Annotated in this window: 19 protein-coding genes; 8 read left to right on the top strand and 11 right to left on the bottom strand. The window is 65.2% G+C overall.

Annotation, left to right across the window (positions count from 1 at the left end; genetic code table 11):
* Positions 1-17: 17 nt before the first annotated feature.
* Together IEG05_RS06375 and IEG05_RS06370 are read left to right on the top strand one after the other, a co-directional pair.
* Positions 18-875: an FTR1 family iron permease gene (locus IEG05_RS06375; protein WP_046618666.1), complete on the top strand. Its 858-nt coding sequence runs from the start codon at positions 18-20 to the stop codon at positions 873-875.
* Entirely contained in the window at positions 872-2245 is a 1374-nt protein-coding gene (locus tag IEG05_RS06370) for a 4Fe-4S binding protein (protein WP_046618668.1), read from the top strand. Before IEG05_RS06375 ends, IEG05_RS06370 begins: the two co-directional genes overlap by 4 nt.
* A gap of 176 nt (positions 2246-2421) precedes the next feature.
* Here the strand turns inward: IEG05_RS06370 and IEG05_RS06365 are convergent, their stop codons facing one another.
* From IEG05_RS06365 to IEG05_RS06355, 3 genes are all read right to left on the bottom strand, one after another.
* A complete protein-coding gene (locus IEG05_RS06365; RefSeq protein ID WP_046618671.1) occupies positions 2422-3117 on the bottom strand; it encodes an anaerobic ribonucleoside-triphosphate reductase activating protein in 696 nt (231 codons plus the stop codon).
* Entirely contained in the window at positions 3114-3269 is a 156-nt protein-coding gene (nrdD, locus tag IEG05_RS06360; protein WP_003279708.1) for an anaerobic ribonucleoside-triphosphate reductase, read from the bottom strand. Before nrdD ends, IEG05_RS06365 begins: the two co-directional genes overlap by 4 nt.
* Positions 3270-3343: 74 nt before the next feature.
* Positions 3344-5362, bottom strand: a complete 2019-nt coding sequence (locus IEG05_RS06355; RefSeq protein WP_046618673.1) for a ribonucleoside triphosphate reductase — start codon at positions 5360-5362, stop codon at positions 3344-3346.
* A 230-nt stretch (positions 5363-5592) separates the two neighbouring features.
* Between IEG05_RS06355 and IEG05_RS06350 the strand changes: the two genes are divergently transcribed.
* Positions 5593-6270, top strand: coding sequence for a Crp/Fnr family transcriptional regulator (locus tag IEG05_RS06350; protein WP_003299686.1), 678 nt, complete (start codon positions 5593-5595; stop codon positions 6268-6270).
* A 99-nt stretch (positions 6271-6369) separates the two neighbouring features.
* Positions 6370-6756, top strand: coding sequence for a putative zinc-binding protein (locus IEG05_RS06345; protein WP_003299688.1), 387 nt, complete (start codon positions 6370-6372; stop codon positions 6754-6756).
* Between the two features lie 231 nt (positions 6757-6987).
* Here the strand turns inward: IEG05_RS06345 and ubiT are convergent, their stop codons facing one another.
* The 5 genes from ubiT to norR form a co-directional block, all read right to left on the bottom strand.
* Positions 6988-7482 carry a ubiquinone anaerobic biosynthesis accessory factor UbiT gene (ubiT, locus tag IEG05_RS06340; protein WP_003279700.1) on the bottom strand — a complete coding sequence of 165 codons (495 nt, stop codon included), beginning with the start codon at positions 7480-7482 and terminating at the stop codon, positions 6988-6990.
* The gene (locus IEG05_RS06335; RefSeq protein ID WP_046618674.1) at positions 7476-8366 is read right to left on the bottom strand and encodes a U32 family peptidase; all 891 of its coding nucleotides are present in this window, start codon (positions 8364-8366) and stop codon (positions 7476-7478) included. Before IEG05_RS06335 ends, ubiT begins: the two co-directional genes overlap by 7 nt.
* A 14-nt stretch (positions 8367-8380) precedes the next feature.
* The gene (gene ubiU, locus IEG05_RS06330) at positions 8381-9376 is read right to left on the bottom strand and encodes a ubiquinone anaerobic biosynthesis protein UbiU (protein WP_046618676.1); all 996 of its coding nucleotides are present in this window, start codon (positions 9374-9376) and stop codon (positions 8381-8383) included.
* 202 nt (positions 9377-9578) lie between these two features.
* Positions 9579-9788 carry a hypothetical protein gene (locus IEG05_RS06325; protein ID WP_003299695.1) on the bottom strand — a complete coding sequence of 70 codons (210 nt, stop codon included), beginning with the start codon at positions 9786-9788 and terminating at the stop codon, positions 9579-9581.
* 72 nt (positions 9789-9860) lie between these two features.
* Positions 9861-11387, bottom strand: coding sequence for a nitric oxide reductase transcriptional regulator NorR (gene norR, locus IEG05_RS06320; RefSeq protein WP_023446758.1), 1527 nt, complete (start codon positions 11385-11387; stop codon positions 9861-9863).
* A gap of 145 nt (positions 11388-11532) precedes the next feature.
* Here norR and ytfE point away from each other — a divergent pair, with 145 nt between their 5' ends.
* The 4 genes from ytfE to IEG05_RS06300 all read left to right on the top strand — a co-directional run bounded on the left by ytfE (position 11533) and on the right by IEG05_RS06300 (position 13842).
* Positions 11533-12252, top strand: coding sequence for an iron-sulfur cluster repair protein YtfE (gene ytfE, locus IEG05_RS06315; protein WP_046618691.1), 720 nt, complete (start codon positions 11533-11535; stop codon positions 12250-12252).
* Positions 12249-12764: a hypothetical protein gene (locus IEG05_RS06310; RefSeq protein WP_046618679.1), complete on the top strand. Its 516-nt coding sequence runs from the start codon at positions 12249-12251 to the stop codon at positions 12762-12764. The genes ytfE and IEG05_RS06310 overlap by 4 nt, the downstream gene beginning before the upstream one ends.
* Positions 12765-12898: 134 nt before the next feature.
* The gene (locus IEG05_RS06305) at positions 12899-13582 is read left to right on the top strand and encodes a Crp/Fnr family transcriptional regulator (RefSeq protein WP_003299699.1); all 684 of its coding nucleotides are present in this window, start codon (positions 12899-12901) and stop codon (positions 13580-13582) included.
* A 68-nt stretch (positions 13583-13650) separates the two neighbouring features.
* The gene (locus IEG05_RS06300; protein WP_023446761.1) at positions 13651-13842 is read left to right on the top strand and encodes a hypothetical protein; all 192 of its coding nucleotides are present in this window, start codon (positions 13651-13653) and stop codon (positions 13840-13842) included.
* A gap of 117 nt (positions 13843-13959) precedes the next feature.
* Here IEG05_RS06300 and dsbG read toward each other — a convergent pair whose 3' ends face one another.
* From dsbG to dsbD, 3 genes are read right to left on the bottom strand one after another with little or no spacing between them, the layout of a single operon-like run.
* Entirely contained in the window at positions 13960-14727 is a 768-nt protein-coding gene (gene dsbG, locus IEG05_RS06295) for a thiol:disulfide interchange protein DsbG (protein ID WP_046618680.1), read from the bottom strand.
* Complete coding sequence (locus tag IEG05_RS06290; protein ID WP_046618681.1) at positions 14724-15539, bottom strand: TlpA disulfide reductase family protein; 816 nt, start codon at positions 15537-15539, stop codon at positions 14724-14726. Before IEG05_RS06290 ends, dsbG begins: the two co-directional genes overlap by 4 nt.
* On the bottom strand, positions 15539-17272 hold the full coding sequence (gene dsbD / locus IEG05_RS06285) for a protein-disulfide reductase DsbD (protein WP_046618693.1): 1734 nt from the start codon (positions 17270-17272) through the stop codon (positions 15539-15541). Before dsbD ends, IEG05_RS06290 begins: the two co-directional genes overlap by 1 nt.
* Positions 17273-17368 lie beyond the last annotated feature (96 nt).

The raw sequence follows: 17368 nt of genomic DNA, 5'->3' as shown, positions 1-17368 counted from the left end.
TTTCTGAGGAGCGTCCCATGGGCCAATCCATGTTCATCGTCTGGCGCGAAAGCGTCGAGGCCCTGCTGGTCATCGGCATCCTGCATGCCTGGCTGCGCCAGCAACCAGGCGCGGCCAATGCGCTGCGCATGCTCTGGGCCGGTGTCGCTGCCGGCCTCGGTCTGGCCGCTGCGCTGGGCTGGGGCGTACTGCAGGCCGGCGACTGGCTGGCGGGCAGCGGTGGCGAATGGTTCCAGTGCGCGATGCTGCTGGTAGCCAGCATGCTGATTCTGCACATGGTCGGCTGGATGCATCAGCATGGCCGCACGCTGAAGACCAGCCTGCAGAACAGCGCCGCGGAAAAGCTCAACCAGGGCAGCGGCATCGGCCTGTTGCTGCTGGCCATGCTCGCCGTGGGCCGTGAAGGCAGCGAGACAGTGGTGTTCCTCTACGGCATCGGTAACCAGCAGGCGGGTATGGACCTCACCCGCTTCGTCATCGGCGGTGTACTCGGTTTCGTCCTCGCAGTGCTCAGTTATGCAGCCCTGCAGGCCGGCAGCCGCTACTTCAGCTGGCGGCGTTTCTTCCAGGTCAGCGAAGTGATGTTGCTGCTGCTCGGCGGCGCATTGCTGATGGCGGCGCTGGATCGCTTCAGCGGCCAGCTGATGGGTATGGACGTACCGGAAGTGCTGTACACGGTGTTCGGCGATCCGCTCTGGGATACCTCGGCCCTGCTGGATGATGGCGGCGCGCTCGGCGGCACCCTGGCCGGCCTCACCGGCTATCGCGCCATGCCTTCGCTGGCCGCCGCGGTAGTTCTGGGCCTTTACTGGCTCGCCGCGTGGACGTGGCTCAAACCGCGGGCACAGGTGCAGCTCGCTGCGAGGCCAGCATGATCACCCAGGCGCCGTGGCTGGCGCGACTCGGTGACCTGCTGCGCCAGCATGCGAAAGCCATTCGCGCGCTGCAGTGGCTGGTGGTGGGGTTCTACCTGACGCTGCTGGTGATCCCCGCCTTTCTTGATCTGCCGCCGGCCCAGGCCGGCATGCTCGACAACCTGACGGTACTGGCGCAGTTCATCTTCTGGGGCTTGTGGTGGCCCTTCGTGCTGCTGTCGATGATCTTCTTCGGCCGCCTGTGGTGCGGAGTGCTCTGCCCCGAAGGCTCGCTCAGCGAGTGGATCAGCTGGCGCGGGCTGAACAAACGCACGCCGCGCTGGGTGCGCTGGAGCGGCTGGCCGACCATCGCCTTCATCCTCACCACCGTCTACGGCCAGCTGATCAGCGTCTATGACTATGCCCAGGCGGCACTGCTGATCCTCGGCGGCTCCACCGTCGCGGCGATGCTGGTGGGCTTTCTCTACGGCCGCGGCAAGCGGATCTGGTGCCGCCATCTGTGCCCGGTCAGCGGCGTGTTCGCCCTGCTCGCCCGCTTGGCGCCGGTGCACTACAAGGTCGACGAACAGCGCTGGCTGGAAAATCGCGAACCGCACCTGCCGACACCCAACTGCGCCCCACTGATCGACATCCGTCGCATGCAGGGCAATGCCGATTGCCATGCCTGCGGCCGCTGCAGCAGCCAGCGCGGTGCAGTGCAACTGAGCGCCCGTTCGCCCAATTCTGAAATCCTCATCGTCGGCGGTCAGCAGCAAAGCGATCACTGGGACAGCACCCTGTTGCTGTTCGGCATGATCGGTCTGGCCATGGGCGCCTTCCAGTGGACGGTCAGTCCCTGGTTCATCACCCTCAAGCAGGCCGCGGCGGAATGGCTGGTAGATCGCGACATCTTCTGGCCGCTGGAAGCCAACGCGCCCTGGTGGCTGCTGACCCATTATCCGCAGGCCAACGACGCCTTCACCTGGCTCGATGGTGCGGCGATCCTCACCTATATCTTCGGTGCCTCGTTGCTCGTTGGCGGCGCGCTGTGGCTGCTGCTGCGTGCGGCCGTGCGGGTGATGCGCCGTGGCGACAATGTGTTCCAGCACCTCGCATTGGCACTGGTGCCGCTGGGTGGCGCCGGGCTGTTTCTCGGCCTTTCCGCCACCACGGTGAAGCTGCTGCGCTACGAGGGATTCCTGCTGGCCTGGGCGCAACCGGCTCGCGCCGCGCTGCTGATCGGCGCCGTGGCGTGGAGTCTGTACCTGGCGTGGAACGTGATCAGCCGTCACGGCGGCAACGGCCTGCGCCGGCTGCTGGCGTTTGCCTGCGTCAACGTGGGTTGCACGCTGGTGGGCTACGGCTGGTGGTTGCAGTTCTGGGGCTGGTGAGTTGCCTGTACATGGTGGGCTAGAGCACGTCCCAGATGGGACTGCAGCACCGGCAGGCGCAGGGTGGGTTCAGCCAACCAGAATCCCTTCAACGCCCTGCACGGTGGGCTAAAGCCCACCCTACAGAGCCAGGCCTAGCGCGCAGGCAGCGCGTGGAAAGGTGCTCGCCACCTTCGCTAGCCACGCAACACGAATGAAGGAAACAGACGATCCATGCGCTCCCACAAGCGCTGCTGGTCGTAGGGTGCACGGCTTTCGGCGAGGTTGTCGTCGAGCATCCGCGCGGTGCGTACGCATTGCACGGCGAAGCGTTCGACACCCAACCGGCGCAGGCGCTGGGCCATCTCCCAAAGGGTATCGGCGTCAAACAGCTGCCAGTGCACGGTGGTCCGGCATTCGTGCTCGACGCCGCTTTCCAACAGGTGTTCGAGGCTCTTCCAGTTGGCCTTGCCGCTGCCATCCACGCCGGTGATCGCGGTGCTGTGCTCGGGTAGCGCCTTGATATCGAAACCGACCCAATCCACCAGCGGCAGGATGTTGGCGAACAGCTTCGGCTTGATGCCGGCGCTGTGCAGGCCGACCTTGTAGCCCAGCGCCCGCACCTGGGCGATCGCCTCGGGCAGCGCGGTCTGCAGGGTCGGCTCGCCACCGCTGAACACCACCGCCTCGAGCAAGCCGACGCGCTGTTCGAGAAAGGCGAGAATCTCCGGCCAGGGCTTTTCCTCACTGCCGCAGGCGGGGATCAGCTGCGGGTTGTGGCAGTAGCGGCAGCGCCAGCCGCAACCCTGGCAGAACAGCACGCAGGCCAGATGGTCTGGGAAATCCAGCGTGGTCAGGGGGACCAGCCCCCCGACGCGAAGTGCTGCGGTCACCGCGCCGCCGCTTCAGTGAAATGCAGGCGCTCGCGATGCTCGGACTGCTTGCCTGGATTGAACGCGGTAACCGGGCGGTGATAGCCCATCACGCGGGTCCAGACTTCGCAACGCTGGCGCTGGTCCTGGGGCAGTTGGCTGGCTGGGTTCATGGTGACGCTCCTTTTGCTGAGGGTGAAGTATGCGGCGCCGCACCTCTTGGAGCGGCGTGACATGGGATCGCAGATCAGACGGCCAGGGCCGCTTCGGCCTGTTGCTTGTGCAGCAGCGCCTCGTCGCATTTCGGGCAGAACTCGTGCTCGCCGGCGAGATACCCGTGCACCGGGCAGATCGAGAAGGTCGGCGTGACCGTCAGGTACGGCAGGCGGTAGCGCGATAGCGCATTGCGTACCAGCTTCTTGCAGGCCTCGGCCGAGGAAATCTGCTCGGCCATGTACAGGTGCAGCACGGTGCCGCCGGTGTACTTGCACTGCAGCTCGTCCTGCAGCTCCAGGGCCTCGAAGGGGTCGTCGGTGAAGCCGACCGGCAGTTGCGAGGAGTTGGTGTAGTACGGCGCCTCGGCCGAACCCGCCTGGAGGATGTCGGGGAAGCGCTTGCGGTCTTCCTTGGCGAAACGATAGGTGGTGCCTTCGGCCGGCGTCGCCTCAAGGTTGTAGAGGTGCCCGGTGTCTTCCTGGAACTGCACCAGCCGCGCCCGCACGTGGTCGAGCACCTCGATCGCCAGCGCGCGACCGGCAGCGGTCTGCAGCCCCTCGGTGTCGTCGGTGAAATTGCGCACCATCTCGTGCAGACCGTTCACCCCGATGGTGGAGAAGTGATTGCGCAGGGTGCCGAGGTAGCGTTTGGTGTACGGGTAGAGCCCGGCATCCATATGGTGCTGGATGACCTTGCGCTTGACCTCCAGGCTCTGCCGCGCCATGTCCAGCAGCGCATCCAGCTGTTCGAGCAGCGCCGCCTTGTCACCACGGTAGAGATAGCCCAGGCGCGCGCAGTTGACCGTCACCACGCCCAGCGAGCCGGTCTGCTCGGCCGAACCGAACAGTCCGCCACCGCGCTTGAGCAGCTCGCGCACATCCAGCTGCAGGCGGCAGCACATCGAGCGCACCTGGTTCGGCTGCATGTCCGAGTTGAGGAAGTTCTGGAAGTACGGCAGCCCGTAGCGTGCAGTCATCTCGAACAGGCGCTCGGCGTTCTCGCTGTCCCAGGGAAAGTCGTGGGTGATGTTGTAGGTCGGGATCGGGAAGGTGAAAACCCGGCCGAGGCCGTCGCCGGCCTGCATGACTTCGATGTAGGCGCGGTTGATCAGCTCCATCTCGGTCTGCAGCTCGCCGTAGGCGAAGGGCATTTCCTCGCCGCCGATATAGGGGATCTGCTCGCGAAGGTCCTCGGGGCAAACCCAGTCGAAGGTCAGGTTGGTGAACGGCGTCTGCGTGCCCCAGCGCGACGGCACATTGAGGTTGTAGATGAACTCCTGGATCGCCTGACGCACCTCATCGAAACCGAGCTGGTCCTTGCGCACGAACGGCGCGAGGTAGGTATCGAAGCTGCTGAACGCCTGGGCCCCGGCCCACTCGTTCTGCAGCGTGCCGAGAAAGTTGACCATCTGCCCCAGCGCGCTGGACAGGTGCCTGGGCGGGCCCGCTTCGACCCGTCCGGGAATGCCGTTGAAGCCTTCATTGAGCAGCGTGCGCAGCGACCAGCCGGCACAGTAGCCAGCGAGCATGTCCAGGTCGTGGATATGCAGATCACCCTCGCGATGCGCGGTGCCGATTGCCGGGCTGTAGACCTCGTCCAACCAGTAGTTGGCAGTGACCTTGCCGGATACGTTGAGGATCAGCCCGCCGAGTGAATAGCCCTGGTTGGCGTTGGCGCGCACCCGCCAGTCTTCGCGGGAGAGGTATTCGTTCATCGAGGCGGCGACGTCGACCACTACCTTGCGATCTCGGCGCAGACGCGCATGGCGTTCGCGGTAGACGATGTAGGCCCGGGCGGTATCGAAGTAGCCGGCTGCCATCAGGGCACGCTCGACGCCGTCTTGCACCTGCTCTACCTCCACCGCCGTGCGATGGGCCAGTTGCTGACGAACGGCCTCGGCCAATGCCTGCGCCATTGTCAACTCGAACTCGCCGGTCGCCGCGCCTGCCGCCGCGATGGCGCGCTCTATCTTGTCCACTTCGAACGCCGCCAGTCGGCCATCGCGCTTGCGCAGTGAAACCGGTTTCGCCACCTCTGCCTGCCTGGGCATCAACGCCTCCATAACCATATGTAGTGAATCTATTCGCCGAAAACACAATATGGTGTGACTTTAGAGGTGGAACCTCATTACCGAATTGATCATCGTCAAGCACAGGCAAGTGATCGCCGGACGGCGCCGACGGCTCATGGCCGACACTCTTGTCCGTGATCAAGGAAGCGGCGGACACCGGGCTCCTAGGATGCAGGCTGATAAACCCGGTTCAGTCCGGGGGAGGACACATGCTCACTGAAAAAACCCTGGTCGCGGAATTGCGCCGCCACCATCTGTTCAGCCGACTGCCCGAGGCGGCGTTACAGGAGGTGTGCACCTCTGCCAACCTGAAGCGCCTGCCTGCGGGGGCCTCGCTGTTTCATCAGGGCGATAAGGCCGACCGCTTCTATTTCCTCTTCAGCGGCCAGATCAAGCTGCACCGCGTAGTCTGCGACGGGCAGGAGAAGCTGGTGGAAGTGATGCGTGCCGGTGAATCGTTCGCCGAAGCGCTGTTGTTCAAGGGCACGCCGAGCTATCCGGTCAGCGCCACCGCGCTAAAGGCCAGCCTGGTGGCGAGCCTGAACGGGCCGCATTACCGGCGCATTCTCGAGCAGCACCCGGATATCTGCCTGGACATCCTCGCCACCCTGAGCATTCGGCTGCACCAGCGTATGACCGAGATCGACACCCTCACCCTGGCCAACGCCAGCCATCGAGTGGTGCGCTTTCTCGCGCAATCGCAGCAGGACGACAGCGGCGTGGTGGTGCTCGATGTGCCGAAACGCTTGATCGCGTCGAAACTGGGCATTCAGCCGGAAACCTTCTCGCGCATCCTGCATCGGCTGATCGACGCCGGGACCATATCGGTCCAGCGGCGACGCATCGAGATTCTCGACAACCGCAAGCTCGCCGCCTATGACGAGTGACCTGCGGCAGAACGCCCCAGTGATCTTGATTGCTGTCAAAGCCAGTCGACTGCGCGCCTTGGAAAATGACCCGCGTCACGCCACCGTCAGGAAAACGCGATGATCACCACAACGCCTGCGCCCCTGGTCTATTCATGCTCCGGTTGTTCGAATGTCGCGCAGCTGGCCAACACCCTGGCGGTGCGCCTTGATCGCGCCGGGCTGGCGGAAATGTCCTGCATCGCCGGCGTCGGCGGGCGCGTTGCAGCGCTGGTGAAGAAAGCCAACTCCGGCCGCCCCATTCTCGCCATCGACGGCTGCCCGATGCATTGCGCCCGAGCCTGCCTCGCGCAGCACGGCGTGACACCCGACGTGCACATCACCCTCAGCAGCTACGGCTTGCGCAAGCGCTATCGGGAAGACTGCAGCGAGGAGGAGATCAGCGCGCTGTTCGATGACATGAAAGACATTATCGCCAGTGACCGGATGCAGCTGCGCACAGCCTGAAACCCACGGACTGAGCGTGTCGCTGGAATCGCGGAACAGTTCGTTCCAGCGGGTAGCGCGCCCTGCCGTCCCCCGCACTGTTGCGCCGCGCCGGGGATCGGACCGATACCTCGGTCCGCCTCCAGACGCATCCAAAGCAGGCTCGCTGCTACAGCGAATCGTCGGGGCGGTCTGCCAGCCTGAGCCTTGCAGGCGCAGGCAGTTTGCGACGGCTGCGGGCGGAACAATCGGTCAGGCTCTGGCCGCCTGTGCCCGGCCGGCCGCCGCCACCTCCTCGCCGGCACCCTGCAGCAGTTTCCACAGCCAGCTCGGCAGCGTGTCGGGGTCGAGACTGTCGATCAGATTCTTGATCGCCAGGCCCAGCTCGGTATCACCCTCAATAACCAGCCGGCGGCGGAAGAACAGCGTATCCGGGTCTTCCTGACGGCTGGCCAACAGCAGGAACTCGCGCCAGTTGCCGCGAATGGTCACCTCCACCGGTGCCTGCGCCGCAATGCGCAGCTGCTCGCGCTCGCAGGTCAGGCACCAGGCAAGGCCGAGGTCGGCGACTTCGAGCTTCATCCAGTGGCCGTCAAGCACGTCGAAGGCGCCGTCGCTCAGTGCTTCGGCGAATACCTGATTGAGGCTGCGCTCCAGCGCCAGGCGCTGGAGCAGGAATGGCGTCTTGGCCGCAAGCGGCAACAGCCGCCCGCCGAGATTCACCAGATGGGCACGTGGATTCAGCATAATCCGGCCTCCTCGGCGCGCAGCATGCCCGGCTGGCCATGCCAATACCCATTGCAACCATCCACCGCCAGCGGCGGCAGCGCGCCCTTGCGCACTGCATCGAAGGCAGCGATCACCTCGTCCATACCGGCAGCGCGCGGGCTCAGGCGCAGCAGATCGGCACCGCTGTCGACCAGACCCGCGTAGTCGGCGAGCAGGTTGCTGACCGCTGCGGACATGGTCTGGATACCGTTGATGGTGAACAGCGCCTCACCCTCCTGGCTCAGCAGCGGAATGCCCTCGGGATAGTTCTGGCAGCAGAACTGGCAGTCGTCCTTCGGCCGGTTCTCGGCACGGGCGGTGAAGCAGCGCGCCGAATAGGCCAGCGGCAAATGGCCGTAGGCGAATATCTCGATTTCCGGCAGCGTGACGTCCAGCTCCTGCAGCTGCGCACGGGCGCTCTTGATCAGCTTGCCGGAGGCTTCCACCGGCGGCACCCAGCGGGTCATGCCGCTGGCCACAAGCTCGGCCAGGGCGTGGCCGTTGTAGAGATTCAGCGCCGGGCCGCCGACGAAGGGCAGCTTGCGCTCGGACATCAGCTGCACCGCGCCCATGTCGTTGGCTTCCACCAGCAGCTCGCCGTTGTCGCACAGGCGACGCAGGCTTGATAGCTCGGAAGCGGCTTCGACCAGGGTCAGGCCGGACAAGACCAGTTGCGCCGAGGAGGCCTCAGCCAGATCACGGGCCAGACCAAGCCAGTCATCGAGCATCAGCGCGCGGCGCTTGGAGCAAACGGTTTCGCCGAGGTAGATAACATCCAGCGGCTGGCTGGCCATGTTGGCGTAGAAGTCCAGCGTCTGCTGGCGATCCCAGTAGAACAGCACCGGGCCCAGAGAAAGTTTCATGGGTGACTCCTCGTTCATTGCCAGGCCCGGTGGTAGGCACCCAGGGTGGTTTGAGAGCCTTCGGAGAGGCCATCCAGCACCTGCCGCCAGCCGGGTTCGACCACGTAGCGCTGCGGCGCCTTGAGATAGCTGTCCAGCGCCGCGCGCCAGACCCGAGTGACCTGCTCGACATAGGCCGGGCTGCGCTGGCGGCCCTCGATCTTCATCGCGGTGACGCCGATGGCGGACAGCTCGGGGATCAGATCCAAGGTGTTCAGGCTGGTGGGTTCTTCCAGCGCGTGGAAGCGCTGGCCATTGACCATGAAGCGACCTTTGCACAGCGTCGGGTAACCAGCCGATTCGCCTTCGGCGTAGCGGTCGATCAACACGTTATTGAGGCGCGAAGTGAGCCCTTCCGGCTCCTCGCTCCAGCGCACCGCCTTGGCCGGCGAGCAGACGCCACAGAGATTGGGTGATTCGCCGGTAAGGTACGAAGACAGATGGCAACGACCCTCGGCCATGATGCACAGGCTGCCAAAGGCGAATACCTCGATCGGCACCGGGCTGCTCGCCGCGACCTGCTTGACCTGCTTGAGCGAAAGCACCCGCGGCAGTACCGCGCGGCTGATGCCGTAGCGCTGCTGGTAGAAGCCCAGCGCGGCGGCATTGGTAGCCGACCCCTGCACCGACAGATGCAGATTGAGTTTGGGATGGCGCTTGCTGGCATAGCCGAGCACGCCGGGGTCGGCCGCGATCAGCGCATCCACGCCCATGTCGGCGGCCTGATCCACGGCGCGCTGCCAGCGATTCCAGCCGTCCGGCTGGGCATAGGTGTTGACGGCGATATATAGCTGCCGGCCCTTCTCGCGGATCAGCTGCAGACCCTTGTCGAGCTGCTTTTCATCGAGATTGAGGCCGGCGAAATGGCGGGCGTTGGTGTCGTCGCGAAATCCGACATAGATGGCATCGGCGCCCTGCTGGACGGCGGCCTTGAGCGCGGGCAGGCTTCCTGCCGGGCAGACCAGGTGCATGACAACTCCTAGACATTCGGGTACATGCGCGCCACGCACCGATGGCGTGGCGGTCGTTCGGCTGAACGGAAAACAGCCGGCAGTCTAGGCAGCTGACCATTGGCCAGCATTGATAGGGGTCAAGTTTGCTCGGACGTCGCGACTGCGACGAAATGCAGCGGAAGGTGCGCGCCAGCCGTGCCATGGCTGGCGAGCAATTGCCTCAAATGCCCTCGTCGCCCTCGAATTCCTCGGTGGCACGGGCGACCATCTGCCGCCACGCGCCGGACTCCTCACCAAGCAGGCGTATGGCCTTCAGGCTCGCAGCGAAGGCGTCGCGATAGTGCAGCGGATTGTTTTCGCTGGCGGCGCGTTCGGCGAAGGCCTGCGCCTCGCTCAACAGCGCTTCGAATTCGTTCTGGTCCAGTGCCATGGAGCTCTCCTCGGTTGTGATATGAGGTTAGACCATGGCAGGTCGTCTGCGACTCTCGCCGGCCGACGGGCGCTACTTGAGCTTTAGCCGTCGCGCCAGTTTGTGCAGGTTGCTCGGGTCGACATCCAGCAGGCGGGCGGCCTGCGCCCAGTTCTCGCCGCTGGCCTCCAACGCCCGGACGATGGCCTGGCGCTGGGCAGCATCGACGGTGTAGCGCAGCGGCAGCACCTCGTCGGCGACTACCGGCTCATCGGCCACCTGCGCCGCGACCACACCGACGGCATGGCTGTCCAGGTCCAGCAGATCGGGCTCCAGCGTCAGGATCTCGCTGCGCGACGCGCCACGGCTGAGCAGGCGCAGCGCCGCACGGCTGACCACATGCTCCAGCTCGCGCACGTTGCCCGGCCAGGAATAGGCCAGCAGAGCGCGCTCGGCGGCCGGCGACAGGCGCATGCTGCGCAACCCCAGCCGCGCGCGATTGAGTTCGAGGAAGTGCCCGGCGAGGATCAGCACGTCGTTGCCACGCTCGCGCAAGGGTGGAATCGGCGCCGGATAGACCGACAGCCGGTGATAGAGATCGGCGCGGAAATGCCCGTCACGCACGCTTTCGCGCAGGTTGCGGTTGGTCGCGGCGATGATGCGCACATCGACCTGGCGCGGCTTGTCCGCACCGAGGCGCTGGATCTCGCCGTTCTGCAAGGTGCGCAGCAGCTTGGCCTGCACCGTCAGCGGCAGCTCGCCAACCTCGTCGAGCAGCAGCGTGCCGCCATTGGCAGCGTCGAAACGACCGGGCCGATCGGTGGTGGCACCGGAGAACGCGCCTTTGACGTGGCCGAACAGTTCGCTCTCGGCCAGGGATTCCGGCAGTGCCGCGCAGTTGACGTGCACCAGTGGCTTGTTGCGCCGCCGCGAATGCCGATGCAGCCAGCGCGCGAACAGCTCCTTGCCGACACCGGTCTCGCCCAGCAGCAGCACTGGCAATTCGGAATCGGCCACCACCTGCAATTCGCGCAGCAGTTCGCGGATCACATCGCTCTGACCGAGAATTTCGCCATCACCATGATCGAGTGCGGCTTCCATTACGTCGCTACGCGCCAGGCGCAGACCGCGATTCTCATGCTCCAGCCGGGTAACCCGCACCGCGGCCTCGATCACCAGTGTGTAGCGCTGCAGGTCGCAGCGGGCGTCATCGCCAAAGGTGCCGGCATGCAGCGCATCCAGCGTCAGCGCACCCCACAGCTTGCCTTCGACGTAGAGGCTGACGCCCATGCAGTCATGCACCGGCAACGGCTCGCCGATGTGCTCGTCGAGCAAACCGTCATAGGGGTCCGGCAGGCGGCTGTCGGGCTCGAACCAGGTCGGCTCGCGCTGGGAGAGGATCGCCGCCAGACGCGGATGCTGCGCCACGACGAAGCGCCGGCCCAGCGCCTCCTGCACCAACCCTACCGCCGCCAGTGGCCGCAGGCTGTCCTCGTCGAGACGCAACAGCACGACGGCACCGCAGCGAAAGTGCTGGTGCAGGGTGTGCACCAGACGTTGCAGGCGCACCGCGTTGGGCAGTTCGGTGGTCAGGTCGGCAAGCAGTGCGTCAGCCATCATGGTGCTGAATACCCTCATGGTTTTTCGAACCATAACCGCTTCGGGTAATTTCCACCAGCAGCGTGTCGTAGTCGCCAGTTTCCGCGGTGTCGGCGCCTGGCACGGCTGTTGCGATGGACTGGTCATATCCATCAGGACCACTGCCATGACCACCGACCTAATCGACCAGACCCTCGGCAATCTCGCATGTTCGGTGCCGGGTGCCACCCGGGTATTCCGCCAGTTCCGTCTGGACTTCTGCTGCGGTGGCGACCTGCCGCTGCGCGAGGCCGCGGCGCGAATCGATGTCGATCCGCACATCATCGCCGGCGCCCTGCTCGCCCTCGAGCCGGAAGAATCCGAGAAAGACTGGCGCGCCGAGCCCGCTGGCCAGCTGATCGAATACATCCTGGCGCGCTTTCATGAGCGGCATCGCGATCAGTTCCCGGAGCTGATTCGCCTGGCCAGCCGGGTCGAGCAGGTCCATGGCAGCCGCCCCGAATGCCCCAACGGTCTCGCCGAACACCTGTGGCATATGCAGCAGGAGCTGGAAAGCCACATGCTGAAGGAGGAACAGATTCTCTTCCCGATGCTGCAGCGCGGCATGCGCTTCCCGCAGGCGCAGGGGCCGATCTCGGTAATGCGCTACGAGCATCAGGAGCACGGCAATGCGCTGGAGCAGCTGGCGGCGCTGACCAACGACATCACCCCGCCGGCCAACGCATGCAATACCTGGCGCGCGTTGTATCGCGGGCTGGAGGAGATGCGCAGCGACCTGATGCAGCACATCCACCTGGAGAACAACGTGCTGTTCCGTAACGCGGAAATGACCGCGCTGACAGCGAGCGACGAAGGCGTACAACGTATCGAGGTGGCTCAGTCATGAAACAGTATCTGCAACCTATCGCCTGGGGCGTGGCAATGGCCTCGGTCGTCGCCCTGGCCAGCAGCTTCGCCCTGAGCATGGCCGTCGGCACGGCGCAGGCGGCCACTGCACACGATCACAGCCACCCAACGCCCGTCGCCGCCCAAGCTACGCCAGGCGAGCGCTGGGCCACCGACGCCGCTCTGCGCGAAGGCATGACCCGTATCCACGAAGCCGTACAACGCAGCATGCCAAGTGCCCCCGGCCAGCCGGTCAGTGACGAGTCGGCGGCCGCGCTGCAACGCGACATCGAAGCGGCGACCAGCTATCTCATTGCCAACTGCAAGTTGCCGGAAGCCGCTGACAACGCGCTGCATGGCCTGTTGATCGACCTGCTCAAGGGCGCCGAGGCGCTGTCCGATGCCGAGCAGCGTGAACAGGGCCTGCAGCGCATTTTCGACGCACTGGAACGTTATCCGCAGCTGTTTGCCGAGCCGATATGGCGTGAAGGATTCGTCGCGCATCTGCACTGATCGCCGACGCGGTACCGAGCCGCATATGGCCAGATCATAACCGTCATCAACTTCTAACCTGCGTCATCGCCCATCACATGCGCTAGGCTGAAGGCCGACGTTTGTTGTTGTTCAATTGAAACAGGACGCCTTGCATGGTGCTTCACCGCGTACACCACCAGATTCTCCGCAGCCACCACCTGTTCGAACCGCTGAATGAAGAGCAGATGGAAGAACTGCTCAATGCCAGCCAACTGCTCAACCTCGACAAGGGTGACAACCTGTTCCACCAGGGCGAGCCGGCACACAACTTCTACTTCGTCATCTCCGGTGCGGTTAAGGTCTACCGCCTGACGCCCGACGGCCAGGAGAAGGTCTTCGAGGTCATCGGCAACCGCCAGACCTTTGCCGAAGCCATGATGCTGATGGACACGCCCAACTACGTGGCCTCGGCCCAGGCGGTCTGCCCGTCGCAGGTCTACCGGTTCTCCAACGCGGCCTACATGCGCCTGCTGGAAGCCAACCAGCGCCTCACCTTCGCCCTGCTCGGCAAGCTCTGCGTACGCCTGCACCAGCGCATCAACGAAATCGAAACGCTGTCGCTGAAGAACGCCACCCACCGCGTGGTGCGCTATCTGCTGACGCAACTGGCGCGAGTGAAGGACGGCAGCAACAGCTTCGAGCTACCGATGGCCAAGCAGCTGGTGGCCGGGCACCTGTCGATCCAGCCAGAGACGTTTTCGCGGATCATTCGGCGACTGATCGACGAGAGCATCATCACCCAGGAAGGCCGGCAGATCGCGATCCTCGATCGCCAGCGGCTCGAGCAGTTCGAGTGAGTTGATCGTCGTCAAAGCCTGCGATTTTTCCGCCGTGTCAGGCTTTACCGACCGAGAGGAGCGCCGCCATGCCCAGATGCCTGTACTGCCAACAGGACAACCCGCCGAAGCAAGCCGAATGCAGCAACTGCGGCATGCCGCTGCCGGAACACGCCGACAGCGCCCCGGAGCGCCGGCAGCGGCGCTTCCTGTGGTTCTGCATCGGTCTCAGCGTCTTCTGCGCGGTGATGATCGTCTGGCTGCCACGCCATCTGTTCTGATGGCGCCCCACCCAATGATGTCTACAGCGGATAGTCGCTTCGCAGTGAAACGCCGCCCCGTTCTGAAGCGGATGTGCCGCGAAACAGCTCAGCGACCAGCCTTCCCACAGCAATCCTTCAGCGTGGCCCCATGATCTGCGCCAGCGCATCCGGCTGCGGTGCACCCTGGTGCTGCTGCAGACGGTCGTTGTCGTCGAGATAGAAGATCGCCGGAGTCGCCTGGGCACCCAGTTCGCTCATCAGCATCAGGTTGTTGGTGAGCTGTTTTTCCAGTGCTGCCGGGATCTTATCCAGCGCCTTCAGCTTGCTCGCCTTGCCGGCCGCCTCGTGCTCGTTGAGCGCTGCCTGAGGATCCTTGGCGCTGAGCAGCGCGGCGGATTTGCCGGCGCTGTCGGCGCGCAGCATGCCGACCATGATGTGCCGCAACTGCACCTTGCCGGACTCGACCCAGGGCCGGGCCTGCTTCCAGAACATGTTGCAGTACGGACAGTTAGGGTCGCTGAACATGTAGATGATGCGCGGTGCGTCGGCCTTGCCGTCGGCGATCCAGGTGCTGTTCTCCATGCGCGTCCACATTTCCTTGCCCAGCGGTTCGTAGACCAGCTTCTCCAGGTGCGCGCGGGTCAGGTCCTCGCCTTTTGCATCGAGCAGGCTACCGATCAGCACGTGCTCGCCATCCGGGGTGAGATACAGCGCCATGCCCTGCCCGTTGTAACGCGCGGCATAGCCCTTGAGCCCGCCGGGTGCCTCGAAACGGCCGACGACCTCGGCGCCACGCGCCTCGACGGCCTTGATCGCCTCCGGCAATTCCTCGGCCTGCGCCATGGGCAGGGCCAGCAGGCTGACGCCGGCCAGCAGGTAGGGTAACGGCTTGAATCGAATCACTGCGCAGCTTCCTCTTTCAGTTTTTCCAGCGCGCGCGCCAGGCTGGCGTGCGAGAGTTCACCAAGATGGCTGCTGACCTGGCGGCCATCGGCGTTGTAGAACAGCGTGGTCGGCAGCGCCGTGGAGCCCACGTGCTGACCGAGGCGCCCGCCACTGTCGAGCAGGACGTTATCGAGACTCAGCCCTGCGGTTTCCAGGAAGCGGTTGATCTCCCCCTCCCCCTCGCCCTGATTGACGAACAGAAACAGGGTGTCGCTTTCCCGTGCCTGGGCGTCGGCGAGTACCGGCATCTCGCGCCGGCACGGCGGGCACCAGGTCGCCCAGAGATTGATGACCAGTGGCTGACCTGAATAATCCTCCAGCGCCACCGGACGCCCCTGGTTGTCGCGCAGGGCCATTTCCGGCAGCCGCGTGCCCTGCTCGAAGGAATGCCAGGCCAGGTTACTGAAGCCCCAGCTGAGGATTCCCACCGTCAGCGCGATACCCAGCGGCTTGCGCAGTTCGCGGTCGCGCCAGCCCCACCAGATGCCCAACGCCAGCGCAGCGACCAGCCCGGGCCAGGCGATGAAGCCACCGTCACGGATATCGATGACGCTTAGCCAGTCATCCCGGTAGTACGCCCAGTACAGCGTGACAAAGGCCAGGCGAGCCACGAACAGCGCCACCAGCAGCAGGCGAAACAGCTGCCGCTCCGGGTTGCGCTCGCTGCGGCGGCCGACCCACCAGCCGGTCAGGGTCGCCAGCAGCAGGCTGCCCAGCAGCAATACATGGGGCACCGCCAGGGCCAGCGGCCCGATATTCACAGTCAGCATCAACCTCGCTCCCGGGTCTGGTTCCAGTTCTGCAGAAAGTCCCCGGCACCGACCTCACCGGTGATACGGCGTTCGCGGCGCTCGACGCCATCCGGGCCGATCCACAGCAGCGTCGGCGGGCCGAGCACCTGGTAACGGTCCAGCAATTCGCGGCTGGCGGCGTCGCTGCGGGTCACGTCGGGGCGCAGCACGCGCACGCCGTCCAGGCTCGCCTGCACCTCGGCATTGCCGAAGACCTCCTTCTCCATGACCTTACAGGAGACGCACCAGTCGGCGTAGTAATCGATCAGCACCCACTGGCCCTGTGCTTTAGCCGCTGCCAGCTCACGATCCAGCACGGACGGATCGCTGAAACCGAGCGCGTGAGCGTCGGCGGAGATGGCACCCGCCCCACCGCCGGCATAGATCGCCAGCGGCCGGCGTGGATCGTCCGCACCGCCGGCGGCACCGAGCAGCATCGCTGCGCCCCACAGGCCCAGCAGAATGCCGCTGGCCTGGCAGAGCACGCGCTGACGTTGCACTACCTGCGCCACATTCAGCAATGCGGTGGCGAGCACCACCAGCAGCGCCCCCCACAGGCCCAGCCATAGCCAGTCGGCCAGCAACGGACGCGCAACGAACAGCGCGGCCGCCAGGAAGAGAAAGCCGAATACCACCTTGACCCGGTCCATCCAGGCGCCCGGCTTGGGCAGAAAACGCCGGCCGACCGTCACCAGCAACAACAACGGCGTGCCGATGCCGAGGCCCAGTGCGAACAGCACCAAGCCACCCTGCAGCGCACTGCCGCTCTGTGCGATGAACAGCAGCGCGGCGGCCAGAGGTGCGGTCATGCAGGGGCCGACCAGCAGTCCGGAGAGCACACCCAGCGCGCCAGCACCGGCGAGACTGCCACCACGCTGGCGATCACCGGCACGCTGCAGGCGATCACGCAGCGCCACCGGCAACTGCAGCTCGAACAAACCGAACATCGGCAGCGCCAGCAACACGAACAGCACGGCGAAACTGGTGAGCAGCCAGGGCTGCTGCAGCGCCGCCTGCAGGTTGGCGCCGAGCAGCGCCGCCAGTACACCGAGCCCGGCGTAGACCAGCGCCATGCTGACCACGTACGCCGACGCCAGGGCAAAACCACGGCGCGAGGTGGCACCGCTGCCGACCACGATGCCCGCCAGGATCGGCAGCATCGGCAGCGAACAGGGGGTGAAGGCCAGCAGCAAGCCGAGGCCGAAGAAGACCAGCAGGCTCCAGGCCAGTGCCTGACTTTCGAGGCCGCTGACCAGCGCCTGATCCTCAGCCAGCCCAGGTGCTGCCGCCGTGCCGTTGCCAGTCAACGACACCTCGCGGGTCTGCGGCGGATAGCAGAGCCCGGCATCGGCGCAGCCCTGCCAGCCGAGACGCACACTGTTCTCCGCGCCCGGCGGGATCAGCAGTTCGAGGCTGTCGCGGTAGATCTGCGAGTCGCCGAAGAACTCGTCGCTGTAGGGCTCGCCCTCGGGCAGCTGCGGTTGGCGCTCCGGCGGCAGGCCGTCGAACTGCAGGCGCTGCTGATAGAGGTAATAGCCCGGTGCGATCCGCCAGTACAGCAGCGTCGCGCCGTTCTCCTGCGGGCTGACCGTCAGCGCGAACGCCTCTTCCACCGGCAGAAAATCATCCTGCGAGCCGCCGCCAAACAGCCCACCGGCCGGCAGCGCCAATCCGGGCGCCAACAGAAACAGCAGAAGAACCAATATGCGCATGAGAGTCCTGGCCGAGAAATGACTGCCGCGCAGCATGCCGCGACGGGATTAACGCGCCATTAACAGGCCGTTGAAAAACGTAGGCGAGGCCGCCAG

The sequence above is a fragment of the Stutzerimonas kunmingensis genome (genome assembly GCF_014764705.1).
Taxonomy (GTDB): Bacteria; Pseudomonadota; Gammaproteobacteria; order Pseudomonadales; family Pseudomonadaceae; genus Stutzerimonas.
Note: the sequence above shows the minus strand (reverse complement) of the source record. Positions and strands in the feature narration are given on the sequence as shown.